At 71.9% G+C, this 15,461-nt stretch carries 12 protein-coding genes; 5 read left to right on the top strand and 7 right to left on the bottom strand.

From position 1 onward, the window contains the following. Positions 1-72: 72 nt before the first annotated feature. Entirely contained in the window at positions 73-1,038 is a 966-nt protein-coding gene (locus tag WME96_RS42545) for an NADP-dependent oxidoreductase (protein ID WP_437292411.1), read from the bottom strand. Positions 1,039-1,408: 370 nt separating this feature from the next. Between WME96_RS42545 and WME96_RS42540 the strand changes: the two genes are divergently transcribed. The 3 genes from WME96_RS42540 to WME96_RS42530 all read left to right on the top strand — a co-directional run bounded on the left by WME96_RS42540 (position 1,409) and on the right by WME96_RS42530 (position 4,594). Then, on the top strand, positions 1,409-2,569 hold the full coding sequence (locus tag WME96_RS42540; protein ID WP_437287242.1) for a Kelch repeat-containing protein: 1,161 nt from the start codon (positions 1,409-1,411) through the stop codon (positions 2,567-2,569). A gap of 569 nt (positions 2,570-3,138) precedes the next feature. Then, positions 3,139-3,882 carry a hypothetical protein gene (locus WME96_RS42535; RefSeq protein ID WP_437287241.1) on the top strand — a complete coding sequence of 248 codons (744 nt, stop codon included), beginning with the start codon at positions 3,139-3,141 and terminating at the stop codon, positions 3,880-3,882. A gap of 187 nt (positions 3,883-4,069) precedes the next feature. Continuing rightward, positions 4,070-4,594 carry a hypothetical protein gene (locus WME96_RS42530; RefSeq protein WP_437287240.1) on the top strand — a complete coding sequence of 175 codons (525 nt, stop codon included), beginning with the start codon at positions 4,070-4,072 and terminating at the stop codon, positions 4,592-4,594. A 216-nt stretch (positions 4,595-4,810) separates the two neighbouring features. Here WME96_RS42530 and WME96_RS42525 read toward each other — a convergent pair whose 3' ends face one another. Next, positions 4,811-7,159, bottom strand: coding sequence for a heavy metal translocating P-type ATPase (locus WME96_RS42525; RefSeq protein ID WP_437287239.1), 2,349 nt, complete (start codon positions 7,157-7,159; stop codon positions 4,811-4,813). Positions 7,160-7,432: 273 nt separating this feature from the next. On the opposite strand from WME96_RS42525, the gene WME96_RS42520 reads away from it, so the two are divergent. Further along, the gene (locus WME96_RS42520) at positions 7,433-8,272 is read left to right on the top strand and encodes a class I SAM-dependent methyltransferase (RefSeq protein WP_437287238.1); all 840 of its coding nucleotides are present in this window, start codon (positions 7,433-7,435) and stop codon (positions 8,270-8,272) included. 35 nt (positions 8,273-8,307) lie between these two features. Here the strand turns inward: WME96_RS42520 and WME96_RS42515 are convergent, their stop codons facing one another. After that, complete coding sequence (locus tag WME96_RS42515; RefSeq protein ID WP_437287237.1) at positions 8,308-8,877, bottom strand: TetR/AcrR family transcriptional regulator; 570 nt, start codon at positions 8,875-8,877, stop codon at positions 8,308-8,310. Positions 8,878-8,977: 100 nt separating this feature from the next. Here WME96_RS42515 and WME96_RS42510 point away from each other — a divergent pair, with 100 nt between their 5' ends. Next, on the top strand, positions 8,978-9,505 hold the full coding sequence (locus tag WME96_RS42510; protein WP_437287236.1) for a hypothetical protein: 528 nt from the start codon (positions 8,978-8,980) through the stop codon (positions 9,503-9,505). Here WME96_RS42510 and WME96_RS42505 read toward each other — a convergent pair. From WME96_RS42505 to WME96_RS42490, 4 genes are read right to left on the bottom strand one after another with little or no spacing between them, the layout of a single operon-like run. Further along, positions 9,475-12,648, bottom strand: a complete 3,174-nt coding sequence (locus tag WME96_RS42505) for an efflux RND transporter permease subunit (RefSeq protein ID WP_437287235.1) — start codon at positions 12,646-12,648, stop codon at positions 9,475-9,477. The genes WME96_RS42510 and WME96_RS42505 overlap by 31 nt on opposite strands. Positions 12,649-12,656: 8 nt before the next feature. Further along, positions 12,657-13,832 carry an efflux RND transporter periplasmic adaptor subunit gene (locus WME96_RS42500; RefSeq protein ID WP_437287234.1) on the bottom strand — a complete coding sequence of 392 codons (1,176 nt, stop codon included), beginning with the start codon at positions 13,830-13,832 and terminating at the stop codon, positions 12,657-12,659. Further along, positions 13,829-14,473, bottom strand: coding sequence for a hypothetical protein (locus WME96_RS42495; RefSeq protein WP_437287233.1), 645 nt, complete (start codon positions 14,471-14,473; stop codon positions 13,829-13,831). Before WME96_RS42495 ends, WME96_RS42500 begins: the two co-directional genes overlap by 4 nt. Beyond that, positions 14,473-15,420 carry a hypothetical protein gene (locus WME96_RS42490; RefSeq protein ID WP_437287232.1) on the bottom strand — a complete coding sequence of 316 codons (948 nt, stop codon included), beginning with the start codon at positions 15,418-15,420 and terminating at the stop codon, positions 14,473-14,475. The genes WME96_RS42495 and WME96_RS42490 overlap by 1 nt, the downstream gene beginning before the upstream one ends. Positions 15,421-15,461: the final 41 nt, after the last annotated feature.

Below are 15,461 nucleotides of genomic sequence, written 5' to 3'. Positions count from 1 at the left end.
GCGCCGTGGTGCCCCGGCCAGAGCGGACTCTCGGTCCGACGCGCGCACGCCGCGCGGCCCGTCGCCGCGCTCTCAGCGAGCAGGCGCCATGGCCAGGACGATCTTGCCGCGCGGGCGGGGGCGGGTGCCGTCGAGCATCTCATGCGCGCCGCGGACCTCGGCGAGCGGCAGCACGGCGCCGATGTCGACCGAGAGCCCGCCCGCGTCGAGCAGGGCGGCGATGCGGTCGAGGTGGGTTGTCGTGACGTCCACGAGGAAGAAGCTTGCCCGCACGCCGCGACGGGCGGCCTCCTCCTGATCGGGGGTCGACACCGCCGAGACCAGGATGCCACGTTGCTTGAGCACGGCGAAGGACCGCGCCTGGGTGTCGCCACCGACGAGGTCGATGACGACATCGACGTCCTTCGCGGCATCCTCGAAGCGCTCGCTCCGGTAGTCCACGACGACGTCCGCGCCGAGGCTGCGGACGAAGTCGCGATCCCTGGCCGAGGCCGTCGCGATCACCCGGGCGCGGGCCCGGCGCGCGAGCTGCACCGCGTACGCGCCGACGCTGCCGGCCGCGCCGTGCACCAGCACGGTCTGTCCGGCTTCGAGCTGGGCGTGATCGAACAGCGCCTGCCACGCCGTGACCGCGATGACCGGCACGGAGGCGGCCTGCACGTCGTCGAGCCGGAGAGGCTTGCGCCTCACCCTGCACGCCTGCGCCACGGCATGGTCCGCGTGGGCGCCGGTGAAGCGCCTGTTGGTGACGCCAAAGACCGCTGCGCCCGGCGCGAGGCCAGTCACCTCGGGGCCGACCGCCGCCACGGTACCAGCGAGATCCGAGCCGAGCGTCAGCGGCAACGGCTGGGGTAGCACGCTCTTGCCGGCACGAATCCAGGCGTCCCACGGTCCGACCCCGGCCGCCGCGACGCGGACCAGCACCTCGCCCGGGCCGGGCAGCGAGACCGGCACCTTGTCGATGGTGATGACCTCGGGGCCGCCGAACCGGTGGACTCGGGCGGCGTCGGTCGAGCTGGGGAGCATCGCCGTGAACATGGTGTGGATCTTGTGCGCGTCGAGGGAGCGCGGCGGCGGAAGGACATCGACGACCGTCGCGGCACAGGCCGCCGTCGTCAGCTTCAGCGTGGTGGTCTGGTCGATCCTCACCCAGGCCGAGCAGCGCGACCGCCGCGCCGAGCCTACGAGGGGAGGTGAAACGCGTCATGACTCTTCTCCTTTGGACGGGACGCGCGGTGGAGCTCCGCGGGTCGCCCGCCGCGCGCTGCACCTTGCGTTGGCCCGTCCGAGGTCGCGACCTGGATCGTGATCCAGCTTTCTGAGGTCCAGGCTATCGTGGTAACGTGAAGGTCCGCCGGCGACCTGCTCCAGCGAGCCCGCCGTTGCCTGGAACAGGGAGGTTGCTCGGATGACACGCAGGGTTCACCTTCGGATCCTTCTCATCGCTTCTTTCTCTCTCTTGCTCTCGTTCGCCGGGAGCCGCCCGGGAGCCGCCCAGTCGAGCTTGCCCTACTGGACCGAGATTCCGCAGGGCGGCGCCGTCCCCGACGCCATCTGGGACGGCGCGAGCGCCTATCACGAGGGCCTCTTCTATATCTTCGGCGGGTTGAACGGGACCTACCCGGATGACGAGCCCGTGGCCGCTTTCAGCGCCTTCGACGTCGACACGCTGACCTGGTACGACCTCGGCCAGTACCCGGGCGGGCCGTCTGCCAGGGCCGAGTCGATGATGTGGTGCGTCGCGGAGGACGACGCGCTGATCGTCTCCGGCGGGAGAGGTCCTTTCCGGCGCGGGCTCGACCTCACGCACCAGGACACGTTCCGGTTCGATCCGGCGCACGGGTGGACGCAGATCGCGCAGAGCGCGGCCGAGATCGGGCGCGCCAACCGCTCCACGGAGGCGGTCGCCGTGCGCAAGAAGGGGAAGCACAAGACCGTCGCGTACGCCTTCTCGGGCTCTTCGTCGACGCTGCCGGCCTTCATCAACCGCCCTGACGGCCTCCAGCACGACCTGGTCCGCTACAAGAACGGCTGGAAGCAGGTCGCGACCGGCTCGCCCGCCCCGCGCGCTCGAGCCCATCATCCGCTCGTGTACGCCGAGGGCTGGAACGCCCTCCTCGTCTACGGCGGATACACGAATGACGTCGTGAACGGGACCGGCCTGTTCACGCCGGAGAACTACCTCGGCGACCTCTGGATGTTCGACGTCGACACGGAGACCTGGGATCAGCTCGTCTTCGACGAGGCAGGCGGACCGGGCCACCGCGACAACGCGAAGCTGATCGCCGATGAGCACAACGACCGCATCTGGCTCTTCGGGGGCAGCCAGTTCGACGGTGCCACCCTGTCCGATCTCTGGTACTTCGATCTCCACACAGGGACCTGGACGCGCGTGGACACCGCGATGACGGGGCCGGCGCCGGCGCCGAGGTTCGGCCAGTTCTACTTCACTCGCAAGACCGCCACGGCCTACGAGTTCTACATCTTCGGGGGAGCGACCGCGGAGTTCGCGCCGGTGCTGCTCAACGACATGTGGAGATTGACGATCCCCCTCGGCTGCAGCGGCTGATCGCGAGCGATCCAGGTGGGCTCACGCCTGGACGATCCGCGCTGGAAGGACGTCAGGGGGCTCCACGCAGAAGAATGCGGCCGTGGCGACCCCGCGGCCGTCGGGCCTCCGCGGCGGCGGCCTATCTTCGGAGATGCGCAGATAGGTCGCGGAAGTCGCTGCCTATTCACGGGAATACTCAGATATGCCGCGGAGCGTCGCGACCTATTCGCGGGAATACGCAGATATGCCGCGGCGCTTCGCCGCCTACATGCTATAACCCGCCGCTAGGCCCTGCGACGCAACTGATTGCGACGTTCGGCGGACCACGGTTACGCACACGGAGACCTAAAGATATGGCCACGACAGCCGGACGCGGACTCCGACGGGCGGCCGCTCTCGCCTGGCTCGCTGTCGCCGCGGTCGCCGGACTTGGCTGCCGCGACCGAGAACGGCCTGTCGCAGAAGACGCAGCGCCAACACCGGCCCAAACTGCAGAAGCTGCGGATGGCCGGCAGCCCACCGGCAGCCCACCAAGTGCGGATCCGCGCATCCCGGCGTGCCGCCGCGCCTTCCGAGAGGAGGAGCCTTTGCTCCTCCCTCACTCCTTCGCCGAGTTCACGCTGTGCGACGTGCTCGTAGCGATTTTTCCGGACTTTGACACATCGGTTGAGCGTTCGGCGGCAGCAGGAGGTGCTGTACGTGTCGATCGCGTTCGGCAGTGGGTCACTTCGGCGCGGACGCTACTGGTAGTTGCGCACTACATTGGCGAAGATGCGGACGCGGAGTTCGTCTGCGGAGGTTGCCGGGTGAACCCGCGGCTCGCCGTGCTAGAGCGTTCGGGAACTGCGCTTACGTTGGTAGCGCGGGGCACAGTGCCAGGCTGGGATCCCGACGGTTTGCTTTATGGGCGTACCGAGTTCGATTCCCGTTCGTACTCTTTTCAAGGTGACGAAACTCTGCTTGGGATGCGAACGCCGTGGTCCTACGGCATGATGGGCGGGACGACGCGCTTGAGCCTTTTTCGTCTTGAGGGCACTCAGCTGTCACTCGTCTTCGACGATAGGCTCGAGTGGGTGGCGTCCGGCATGGGTCTCGAGGACGATGACGTTGTCAGTGTAGCAGTGTCGCAGCAAAGGCGCGCGTCCGGCCCCGACGACATCGTGCTCACGGTCCATCAGGCCCGGTGCCGCTGGGAGGAGGACAAGCGGGTTTGCGGTCCCAAGAAGCTGGCCGCACAGCAGCGGTGGCGGTTCGACTCTAAGCAGTATCGGCAGATCAGTGGGAAGCCAATGCCGATGCCCCAGCTCTTTCGTACTCGTTGGGGCTGGTGAGAGATCCCGCTCGTGCCGCGCCAAGCCGCCCAACGGCGGCATGCTGCCGACGGGCGCTCCGCGCCCGCGGCAGATGCCGCAGGCGTTAGGCGCCGTGGACGAGTGGGTCACAACTTGTCGCAGGGTATCACCACATACCACGGGCTGCTGCCGGACCTCTGAATGAACAACTTTCGGAGAGGAACGCGTGACCTACCTTATTGATGACACCATCCAGCGCGAGATCGCGGAACACATCGATCAGGCAGTCGCGGAAGTCCTCTCCGAGATTCCAAACCACGGCAGCGAAGAGGGAGTGACTCCGGTCCTCGGTCATGCTCTGATGCGGCAGTCCTTTCGTTCCAAGACAGTCAGCGTCGAGTTCAATTACCGCCAGCTCAACAAGCAGACAGAGGAACCGTACGCCGGCGCGGACGGCGGGGTCCTTGTTCGAGTGACGAACGCAGACGGTGCGACCAAGAAGGCAGCACTGTTTCAGGCGAAACTATTGAAGGGTGACGGTCCGGTTCGCCAGCTCACGATGAGGACGCAGGACGCGCAGCGCTTGAAGAGCCAGGCCCGAGATATGCTTGGGCACACCGAAGAAGCTGTCGCTATCTTTTATACGGAGCGCCAGATCTATGTTGTCGACGCTGAGCACTATCGGACGTCGACGGTTCAAGACGCGCGGACACCACTCTCCCCAAAACAGCGATTGGTAACACTGGTGTAGAGCGTCAGTAAAAAGTTACTGTCGCTTGACAAGCGGGGGCGATCGGGGTTCACGCCCTTCAGAAATCCCGAAGAATGCGACGGTTGAGCACCGTGAAATCGACCCGACGGATCGCGACGGTTCGGCACCACAAGATCGTTGCCAAGTTCATCCCTCATCCCGCGCCCCCCTCAGGTCGCCTCATCCCCCCCGCCGCATCCCGTCCGAGCGCAGCCCTCACCCCGCCTGCCGGAACCGCCGCAGCCGCAGCGAGCTGACCAGCACCGACACGCTCGACAGGCTCATCGCCGCGCTCGCGAGGACCGGCGACAGCAACCAGCCCGTCACCGGATAGAGCGCCCCGGCAGCGATCGGAATGCCGATCACGTTGTAGATGAACGCCCAGAACAGGTTCTGCCGGATGGTCCGCAGCGTCGCGCGCGCGAGCCCGAGCGCCGCCGGCAGCGCCCCGACGCCGCCGCGGAGCAGCGCCACGTCGGCCGCGGCGACCGCGATGTCGGTGCCGCTCGCGACCGCGATCCCCACGTGCGCGCCGGCGAGGGCGGGCGCGTCGTTGATGCCGTCGCCAACCATCGCGACGACGCGGCCGCGCTCGCGCTCCTCGCGCACGATGCGCGCCTTGTCCTCGGGGCGCACCTCGGCGAACACCTCGTCGATCCCGAGCTGCCGCGCCACGGCGCGCGCGGTCGCCTCGCGGTCGCCGGTCACCATCGCGACGCGCACGCCGAGCCCGTGCAGCGCCGCGACGGCCTCCCTGGCCTCGGGGGTCGGCAGGTCGGCCACCGCGACAAGGCCGGCGAGCTGGCCGTCGACGGCGACGAACGACGGCGTGTTCCCCTGCCCGGCGAGCCCCTGGGCGAGCTCCTCGAGCGGCGCGGCGTCGATCCCGCGCTCGGCAAGGTACCGGGCCGTGCCGATGCGCACCTCGCGCCCCTCGACGCGGGCGACAACGCCGCGGCCAGCGTCGGCGCGGAAGTCCTCGGGCGCGGCGAGCGGGACGCCGCCGGCGCGCGCGCGCGCGCCCTCGACAAGCGCCTTCGCGACGGGGTGCTCGCTGCCGAGCTCCGCCGACCCGACCAGGCGCAGGAGCTCGTCCTCCGAGGCCTCCCCGAGCGCCTTCACCGCCGCGAGCTGCGGGCGGCCCGCGGTGAGCGTGCCCGTCTTGTCGACGAGGACGGTATCGACGCGGCTCGCGGCCTCGAGCGCCGCGCCGCCCTTCACCAGCACGCCGAGCTCGGCGCCGCGGCCGGTGCCCACGGCCACGGCGGCGGGCGTCGCGAGGCCCAGGGCGCAGGGGCAGGCGATCACCAGGACGGCGACGAACCGCTCGACCGCGGCGGCGAGCCCCGCCGCGCTCGGATCCACCGCGACCCACGCGACGAACGCGAGCGCGGCGATGCCGAGGACCACCGGGACGAAGACGCCGCTCACCGTGTCGGCGAGGCGCGCGATCGGCGCCTTCGAGCCCTGCGCCTGCTCGACGGCCTCGACGATGCGGGCGAGCGCGGTGTCGGCGCCGGTCTTCGTGATCCGCACGGTGAGCTGCCCGCTCTGGTTGAGCGTGCCGCCGAACACGGCCGCTCCGGCGCCCTTGTCGACGGGGAGGCTCTCGCCCGTGAGCATCGACTCGTCGACCGCCGAGGCGCCGGCGACGACCTCGCCGTCGCTCGGCATCCGCTCTCCCGGGCGGACGCGGACGAGATCGCCGGGCGAGAGGGCGGCGGCCGGGATCTCCTCTTCGAGGTCGCCTTCGAGATCGCCTTCGAGGTCGCCGCGCAACCGCCGCGCCGTCCTGGGCTGGAGCGCGACGAGCCCGCGCACGGCGTCGGTGAGCCGCTTGCGGGCGCGGGTCTCCAGGAGCTTGCCGAGCAGGACGAAGCTGATGATGGCCCCGGCGGCCTCGAAGTAGACGTGCGGCCGCACGCCGTGCTCGGCGTGGGGGAAGAGCTGCGGCGCCACGACGGCGACCGCGGAGTAGACCCACGCGGCGCCCGTCCCGAGGGCGACGAGCGTGTTCATGTCGGCCGCCCGGTGCCGGAGCGCGGCCCAGGCGAGCCGGAAGAAGCGGCGGCCGGGGCCGAAGACCACGGCGGTCGCGAGGGCGAGCTGGACGAAACGGCCGATCGTGCCGTCCGCGCCCGGGATGCGGCCGTGCGACATGCCGAGCACGAGCAGCGGGACCGACAGGGCGAGCGAGACGCCGAAGTCCCGCCAGAGGGCGCGCCGCTCGCCGTCGAGGCTCTCCTCGGCGGCGGCCGCCCGGTCGGCAGGGGCGACGGCAGCGCCCCCGAGCGCGGCGCTGCCCTCCGGGACGCTGTAGCCCGCGCGCTCGACGGCGGCGACGAGGCCCGTCGTGGACGCGGCGGCCGGGTCGAACATGATTGTGGCCGAGCGGGTCACAAGGTTGACCTTCGCGTCGCGGACGCCGCCTGTCGCGAGCAGCGCGCGCTCGACGCGCCGGACGCAGGCGGCGCAGGTCATGCCCTCGATGGGCAGATCGATACGGCGGACGGCGCCCTCGTCGGTGTCCCGGGGGGCTGCAATGGAGACGGATGCGGTCGACATGATCACCTCGTTGTCGACCGGTGCAGACGCAGGGCCCCCCGGCGGATTACGGCGAGATCGCTGAAGACCACCTCGGACTCACGCGAAACCAGGAGCTCACCTGGCCGGGGGCTGCAGCGCCCCCGGCGGCTGCCGGGCTGCAGCGCCCCCGGCCGCTGTAATGCCGGTCCGGTGGCTGCGTCTGCTCCGAGGGCCGGCTTCCGGAGACGGCGTACCGGCCATCGAGGCGCGCGTCGGCGCGCTCCCTCCGACCCTCCAGACCCAGGGGACCCCATGAACCAGCTCGATCCCGACAAGGCACGCACCGCCGTCACGTACTCCGCCGCCGCGGATCACTTCGACGCCCCGCCGCTCGCCTTCTGGGCCCGCATCGGGAAGCGCACCGTCGAGCGCGCCCGCCTCGAGCCCGGCCACCGCGTCCTCGACGTCTGCTCCGGCACCGGCGCGTCCGCCATCCCCGCCGCGCGCGCCGTCGGGCCCACCGGCTCCGTGCTCGCCGTGGATCTCGCCGATGCCTTGCTCGACCGCGGGCGCGCCAAGGCCCGCGCCCTGGGGCTCACGAACCTCGACTTCCGCTGCGCCGACGTCGAGGCCCTCGACCTGCCGCCCGGGAGCTTCGACGCCGTCGTCTGCGTCTTCGGCATCTTCTTCATGCCGGACATGCCCGCCGCCGTGCGCAGGCTCTGGCGATGGCTGAAGCCCGGCGGCACGCTCGCCATCACCACCTGGGGAAAGGACGTGCTCGAGCCCGGCAACACCGCCTTCTGGGCCGCGATCCAGGCCCACCGCCCCGATGTCTACAAGACCTTCCGGCCGTGGGAGCGCATCGACACCCCGGACGCCCTCCGCTCCATGCTCGCAGAGGCCGGCGTCGCGGACTGCGCCATCGAGGCCGAGCACTCCAGTCAGCCCCTCACCTCGCCGGACGACTGGTGGGTCATCGCCCTCGGGTCGGGCTATCGCGGCACCATCGACAAGCTCGATCCCGGCGCGCAGGAGGCCGTCCAGCGCGACACGCTCGCCCCGCTCCGCGCGCGCAACGCGCTCAGCGCCGAGACCAACGCGCTATATGCGATCGCCAGGAAGCCTCCCGGGCGCGACGCGGAGCGCTGAGGGGCGCGCCTCCGCCCCGGCGGCCTCGGGGCGGCTCAGCGCATCGGGCGCAACCCCGCCAGCGTGACCGCGACGAGCCGGCGGACGGCGGCCTTGGACGGCAGGCCGCCGGCTGCGGTCAGGGCGTGGAGGCAGTACCGCGCGAGCTCGTCCGGCGCGATGTCGTCCCGGAAGGCGCCGGCCCCCGCGCCGTCCGCGATCAGGTCGCGGATGAAGCCGCGGAGGTGCTGCTGCGCGCGGGCGACGTGCTCCCCGCGGTGCAAGAGCGCCGAGAGCTCGGTGGTGGGGTGCTCGTGGGCGATGAGCGCGAACGCCTCGAGCACGGCCTCGAGCCGCGCGCCCGGGTCACCCGCCCGGTCCCGGACGGCCGCGAGGTGCTCGAGGTGGCCGGCGATCTGCCGCTCGTGCCAGGCCACCAGGATCGCCTCGACGTCGGCGAAGTACTTGTACAGCGTCGCGCGCCCGATGCGGGTCGCCTCGGCGATCTGCGACATCGTCACCGACGAAAGCCCGTGCTTGGCGACCAGCGCCGCGGTGGTGTTCAGGATCGCGTCGTGCACCGCGCGGCGGTGCGCCTCGATCGTCTCGGTCCACAGCTTCGGCACCCCCGAAGTGTACACGACGACGTGGTCGAATACACAGTGATTTGACAGATACAAACTGTATCGATAAAGTCGACCCCGTGCCCCTGGAAGGAGACCACGGATGACGATGACACCCCCGCTCCGGAAGCTCGCGCTCACCGCGCATGTCGCGTCCTCGGTCGGCTGGCTCGGCTCGGTCGCGGCCTTCCTCGCGCTCGCGATCGCCGGTGTGACCCGCGGGGATGCTCCGACGGTGCGCGGAGCCTATGTCGCGATGGATCTGATCACATGGTCCGTCATCGTCCCGCTCAGCCTCGCCTCGCTGGTCACCGGGCTCATCCAATCGCTGGGCACGCCGTGGGGCCTGCTCCGGCACTACTGGGTCGCGTTCAAGCTCCTGCTGACCGTCGTCGCCACGGGCGTCCTGCTGCTGCACACGCGGCCGATCCAGGTCGTGGCGAGCGCCGCGGCCGAGGCGGCGCTCGCCGGCGGCGATCTTCGCCGGCTGCGGATCCAGCTCGTGGCCGACGCGGCTGCCGCCCTGGCTGTGTTGCTCGTGGCCACGGCGCTCTCGGTGTACAAGCCGCGGGGCGTGACCCCTCATGGGCGGCGTGAGGTTCAGAGGCCGCGGGCGGCGCTCGCGCCGTAGCCCTCACCCGGCGCCGTGCCGGCGAGGTCGGCCCGGCCGCCGCCCGCGCTCCCCGGAGCCCGCGCCAGCCGCTCGGCCGAGGCACGGCCGAACTTCAGGAACACCGCCGGCGTGACCACGATGTCGAGCAGCGTCGACGACAGCAGCCCGCCGAGGATCACCACCGCCACCGGCTGCAGGATCTCCTTGCCCGGCTCCCCCCTCGACAGCGCGATCGGCACGAGCGCCAGCGCGGCCGTGAGCGCCGTCATCAGCACCGGCACGAGGCGCTCCAGCGAGCCGCGGACGATCATCGCCTCGCCGAACGACTCCCCCTCTTCCTTCATGAGGTGGATGTAGTGCGAGATCATCATGATCCCGTTGCGCGCGGCGATGCCGCAGAGCGTGATGAACCCGACGAGGGTCGCGACCGACAGCACCCCGCCTGTCAGGATCACGGCAACCACCGAGCCGACCAGCGCGAGCGGGATGTTCAGGAGGATCTGCAGCGCCACCGTCCATGAGCGGAACTGCGAATAAAGGACGACGAGCATCCCGGCGAGGCTCGCGATCGAGAGCAGCCCGATGAGCCGCGACGCCGACCGCTGGCTCTCGAACTGCCCTCCGTACGTCGCGTAGTAGCCCGACGGCTTCGGGATCGCGTCCACGGCGCGCTGGATGTTGCTCACGACCTGCTCCAGATCGCGCCCGGCCACGTTCGCCGAGACCACGATGCGCCGCTGCGTGTCGTCGCGGCTGATCTGGTTCGGCCCCATGCTCTCCGTCACGTCGGCGAGCTGGGAGAGCGGGACCTTCGCGCCGCTCGGCGTGTCGACGAGCGTGCGCCGCAGGGCGTCGATGTCCTCGCGGAGCTCCGGCGGGTACCGCAAGACCACATCGATGGTCCGCTGGCCCTCCAGGATCTGCGTGACCGTTCCGCCCGCGAGCGCGAGCTCGAGCAGCTCGGAGAGCTGGCCCGCGTTGACGCCGAGCTGCGCCGCGCGCTCCCGGTTCACCTGGATGGCGATCTGCGGGATCAGCACCTGCTGCTCGACCTGCAGGTCCTTCACCCCCTCGATGCCCTGCATCGCGCCCTGCGCCGCCTTCCCGAGGCGCCGCAGCTCGCCGAGATCCTCACCGAAGATCTTCACCGCGACCTGCGCGCGGACGCCCGAGAGCAGGTGGTCGAGCCGGTGCGAGATCGGCTGACCCACGTTGACCGCCACGCCCGGGATCTTGTCGAGCTGGCCGCGGATGTCGCCGAGGATCTCCTCGCGCGCCCGGCCGGACGCCCCGAGGTCGACGTCGATCTCCGAGTAGTGGACCCCCTCCGCGTGCTCGTCGAGCTCGGCCCTGCCCGTCCGCCGCCCTGTCGAGACGACCTCGGGGACCTCGTGGATCAGCTCCTCGGCCAGGGTGCCGAGGCGGCTCGACTCCGCGAGCGACGTGCCCGGCCTGGCGATGACGTTGACCGTGAGCGTCCCCTCGTTGAACGGCGGGAGGAACTCGCCCCCGAGGAACGGCACCGCCGCCGCCGCGGCGAGGACCAGCGCGCCCGCGGCCGCCATGACCGCCCCGGGGTGACGCAGCGCCACCCCGAGCACGCGCCGGTCCGCGGCCTTGAGCTTTCGAACGAGCCAGCCGTCCTCGTGGCTCATCCGCTTCATGGACGGCAAGAGATACGAGCAGAGCGCTGGAGTGACCGTCAGGGATACAACCAGCGACGCAAGGATCGACACGATGTAGGCGATCCCGAGCGGGGCGAAGAGCCGCCCCTCGATGCCGCTCATGGCGAACAGGGGGACGAACACCAGGACCACGAGGATCGTCGCGAAGACGATGGAGCTGCGGACCTCGCTCGACGCGTCGCGGATGACGTCGATCGCCGGCCGCGGGGACGCGAGCGCCCGGTTCTCGCGCAGGCGCCGGAAGACGTTCTCCACGTCGACGATGGCGTCGTCGACGAGCTCGCCGATCGCCACGGCGAGCCCGCCCAGCGTCATCGTGTTGACCGACAGGTCGAACGCCCGGAACACGAGCGCGCTCACGATGAGCGAGAGCGGGATGGCGGTCAGCGTGATCGCGGTCGTCCGGAAGTTGAGGAGGAACAGGAACAGGACGATCGCGACGAGGATCGCGCCGTCGCGCAGCGCCTCGACCACGTTGTGGACCGCGCTCTCGATGAAGGTCGCCTGCCGGAACAGGCGCGGGTTGACGGTGACGCCCGCGGGCATCGACCGCTGCAGCTCGGCCACGGCCCTGTCGATGCTCGCGGTGAGCGCGACGGTGTCGGCGCCCGGCTGCTTCTGCACCGAGAGGATCACGGCGGGCCTGCCGTCGATCGACCCGTCGCCGCGCTTCACGCGCGCGGCCTCCTGCACCGTCGCGACCTGCGCCAGGGTCACCGGCGTCCCGCTCCGCACGGCGATCACGGTGGCGGCGATGTCCGCCTCGGTCCGGGCGCGGCCGAGCGTGCGCACGAGGAACTCCAGGCCCCGCCGGTCGACGTACCCGCCGGTCGCGTTGGCGTTCGCGCCCGCGAGGGCGCGCGAGATCTCCTCGAGCGACACCGCGGCCGCCGCGAGCCTGGCCGGATCGACGGTGACCTGGATCTGCCGGACCTCGCCGCCGATCGGGATCACCTGCGCGACCCCCGGGATCGTGAGCAGCCTCGGCCGGATCACCCAGTCGGCCTGGGTCCGGAGCGTCATGGGCGAGACCCCCTCGCCCTGCACGCCGATCAGCAGGATCTCCCCCATGATGGAGGCGACCGGCCCCATCTGCGGCGTGGTGCCCTCCGGGAGCTGCTCCGTCACCGTGGCGAGGCGCTCGGCCACGAGCTGCCGGTCGCGGTAGATGTCCGTGGACCAGTCGAACTCGACGTACACGACGCTCAGGCCGACGCCCGAGGTGGAGCGCACGCGCTCGACGCCGGGGGCGCCGTTCATCACCCGCTCGAGGGGCACCGTGACGAGCGTCTCCACCTCCTCGGGCGCGAGGCCGGGGGCCTCGGTCATGAGGGTGACCGTCGGGCGGTTCAGGTCGGGAAAGACGTCGATCGGCAGCTTCAGGAGCGAGTACGTCCCGTAGACGAGCACCAGCGCCGCCGCGGCGACGACGAAGAGGCGGTTCCTGAGCGAGAAGCGGATCAGGGCGTCGAACATCGTCGCTGCTAGCCCCCGGCGGCGAGGAGGACGGCCATCGCGCCGTCGATGACGACGCGCTCTCCGGCGGCCACGCCCCCCGTGATCCCGACCGCGCCGGCCGACTTCGGCCCGACCGCGGCCGCGCGCAGCTCGAACGTCTCGGGGCCGGTCTTCACGACGATCGTGGGCGTGCCGCTGCGGTCGAGCAGCGCCGACGCCGGGACGACGACGCTCTCGACGGGGGCGCTCCCCGCCAGGCTGATGTGGACGAGCGCGCCGACCCGCGCGCGCCGGTCCTCGTTGTCGAACTCGAAGAGCGCCTGGACGGTGCGGGTCGCCGGGTCGACAAGCGACGCGACGGCGAGGCGCCGGGCCTCGAAGCGCGCCGCGGGATCCGTGACGAGCGCCACCTCGGCGCGATCGCCCGCGAGGCGCGCCGCGTCCGCCTCCGGGATGCGCACGTCGACCCAGAGCGCCGCGAGATCGACGATGCGCCAGAGCTCGGTCCCCTCCGCGACCTGGGCGCCCGGGCTCACCCGGCCGGAGACCACCGTCCCGTCGATCGTCGCGCTGAGCCGCTGCGCGCCCGCCCCGCCCGCGAGCACCCCGACGTCCGCGCGGGCGCGCGCGACCTCGGCCCGGACGACCTCCACCTCGGCCTCGGCGGCCTCGACGTCCTTTACCGCGACGATCCCGACGAGCGCGCGCCGCCGCGCGAGCTCACGCTCGGCCAGGGCGAGCCGCGCCTCGGCCGCGGCGACCCGGGAGGCGGCGTCGCTGCGCGACAGCCCGAGCTGCGCGCTCTCCGCGCCGCCCAGGCTCGGCCGGAGCGTCCCGAGGAGCTGGCCCTTCTTCACCTCGTCGCCGAGCCGGAGGAACCCGCCCTCGGGCGGGAAGAGGCGGCCGGACGTCGGCGCCACGACGGCGAGCTCGCCCGCGGGCCGCGCGACAACCGTGCCGATCTGCCCGAGGCTCGCGGCGAGCGCGCCGCGGCGCGCGCGCTCGGTGCGCAACCCGAGGAGGAACTGCGTCTCGATCGGCACGCGGGCCACGTTCGGGTCCGCCGCGGCGCTGGCCGCGGGCCTCGCGGGCGCGCCGTGGTCCTCGCCGCCGTGCGCGCCGGCGCGCTCCTCGAGGCCCGTGACCGCGACGGCCGAGGCGACGGCGAGCGCGGTGACGGCGAGGGGTCGGGCGCGGCTCACGAGGCCACCTGCGGGAGCGCGGAGCGGTCCTCGGGGGGCCGGGTGGGCGCGGGCGGCTTCCGCCGCGAGCGCCGCCCGAGCGCATACCCGATCCCGCCGCTGAGCACGGCCAGCGCCCCCGCCGCGACCGCCAGACCGCCGAGCGGCATCTCCCGCTCCGGCGTCATCCCGGGCGGCGGCGCCGCGGGCGCGACGGCGCCGAAGCGGAGGTCCCCGACGAGCACGAGGTCGAAGTCGCCCCCGGCCTCGACCGAGACGACGCCGTTGGCCGTCGCTCCTTCCGGGGCCGCGGGGAGCGCGAGGTCATAGACGCCGGCGGCCGCCGTCTTCCCCGCGTCCGCGGCGAAGGTCAGCCCCCCCTTCAGCTCGATCCGCACGCGCGCGTCCGCGACCGGCGCGGTGGAGTCGGCCCGGGCGACGTAGACGCGCGCGGGCAGCGGCCCCTCCGCCTTCCTCGCCGGGTACTTGATCACCACCGAGAACATCGCGGTCTCCCCGGACACGACGTGCTCTGTCGCCGTGCTCGCGGCGCTCGGCGCGGCGGGCGCGGCGTGGTCCTCGCCGCCGTGCGCGCCGGCGCGCGGGGCCGCCGCGAGGATCGCGAGCGCCGCGGCCCAGGCGAGGTGACTCCTGTGCGTCATCAGTGCCCGTGCCCGTCGTGCCCGTGCCCGTCGTGTCCCGTGTGGCCGTCGTGCCCCGCCGCGTTGCCCTCGAGGTGGAACGCGAAGCGGATCGACGTCGCGGCCCCGCCGGCCGGCGTGATGCGGAGCACCCCGTCCACGTGGTCCTGCTTGAGCGGGTCGATCTTGCCCCGCAGGACGTCGGCCTTCGCGTCGTAGGCGAGCTCGACCTCCTTCGACCCCGCGACGACGGGGCGCAGGCTCGCGGTGACGCCCTTCGCGGAGCGAGGCTTCTCGGCCGCGTCCAGCATCCAGACCGTGATGTCGCCGGTCTTCTCGAGCTTCACCTCGACGTGGCCGTCCGCGAGCGACTGGACGACGCCGCCGTGGGGCGAGCCGTGGGCGTGCTCTCCGGCCGGGTGCGCGGCCGGCGCGTCGACGAGGGACGCCGTCCCCCCGGCCGGCACCGTGAGCGTCATCTTCATCGGCGCGCCGCGGACCTTCAGATCCCACGTGTAATCCGCCTTGTCCGGCGCCGGGCCCTTCGCCGAGAGCGAGCCCTTCGCCTCGTTCGGGGCGAGCGTCAGGGTCTGCTTCTGGCCCTTGCCCTTCGGCTCGATCGTGATGGTGCCGGTGACGTCCTTCGGCGGGATCGGCATCCGGACCGCGTCGCTCGCGTAAAGGTCGATGGCGCCGTCGGCCCCGACAACGACCTCGACGTGGTTGTCGCCCTCCATCGTGACCAGGCCCCCGTGGCGCGGGTCGTGATCCGCGTGGGGGCGCGTGCCCGCCGTGCTCGCGGCGTGGTCGTGGGCCGCGGCGTGGTCGTGGGCCTGCGGCGCGGGCGCCGGCGCCGCCGCCGGGGCCTGCGTCGGCGCGGCCGCGGCGTGGTCGTGGCGAGGCGCCTCCTTGGTGGAGCAGGCCACAAGCGGGATCGAGACGAGCAGAGAGAGAAGGAGTTGGCGCATCGTGCTTTCCTGGAACCGAGGTTCTTGCCCTGGAGAGCAGG

Source organism: Sorangium sp. So ce406, from assembly GCF_051474675.1.
GTDB classification, from domain to species: Bacteria; Myxococcota_A; Polyangia; order Polyangiales; family Polyangiaceae; genus Sorangium; species Sorangium cellulosum_G.
The sequence above is the reverse complement of the archived record's forward strand: the minus strand, read 5'-3'. Positions and strand labels throughout refer to the sequence as shown.

Excerpts from the sequence above, each read along its gene's own strand:
- WME96_RS42505 (WP_437287235.1), bottom strand. The coding sequence starts at position 12,648 with ATGTTCGACGCCCTGATCCGCTTCTCGCTCAGGAACCGCCTCTTCGTC.
- WME96_RS42520 (WP_437287238.1), top strand. The coding sequence starts at position 7,433 with ATGAACCAGCTCGATCCCGACAAGGCACGCACCGCCGTCACGTACTCC.
- WME96_RS42510 (WP_437287236.1), top strand. The coding sequence starts at position 8,978 with ATGACGATGACACCCCCGCTCCGGAAGCTCGCGCTCACCGCGCATGTC.
- WME96_RS42540 (WP_437287242.1), top strand. The coding sequence starts at position 1,409 with ATGACACGCAGGGTTCACCTTCGGATCCTTCTCATCGCTTCTTTCTCT.
- WME96_RS42495 (WP_437287233.1), bottom strand. The coding sequence starts at position 14,473 with ATGACGCACAGGAGTCACCTCGCCTGGGCCGCGGCGCTCGCGATCCTC.
- WME96_RS42545 (WP_437292411.1), bottom strand. The coding sequence starts at position 1,038 with ATGTTCACGGCGATGCTCCCCAGCTCGACCGACGCCGCCCGAGTCCAC.
- WME96_RS42525 (WP_437287239.1), bottom strand. The coding sequence starts at position 7,159 with ATGTCGACCGCATCCGTCTCCATTGCAGCCCCCCGGGACACCGACGAG.
- WME96_RS42490 (WP_437287232.1), bottom strand. The coding sequence starts at position 15,420 with ATGCGCCAACTCCTTCTCTCTCTGCTCGTCTCGATCCCGCTTGTGGCC.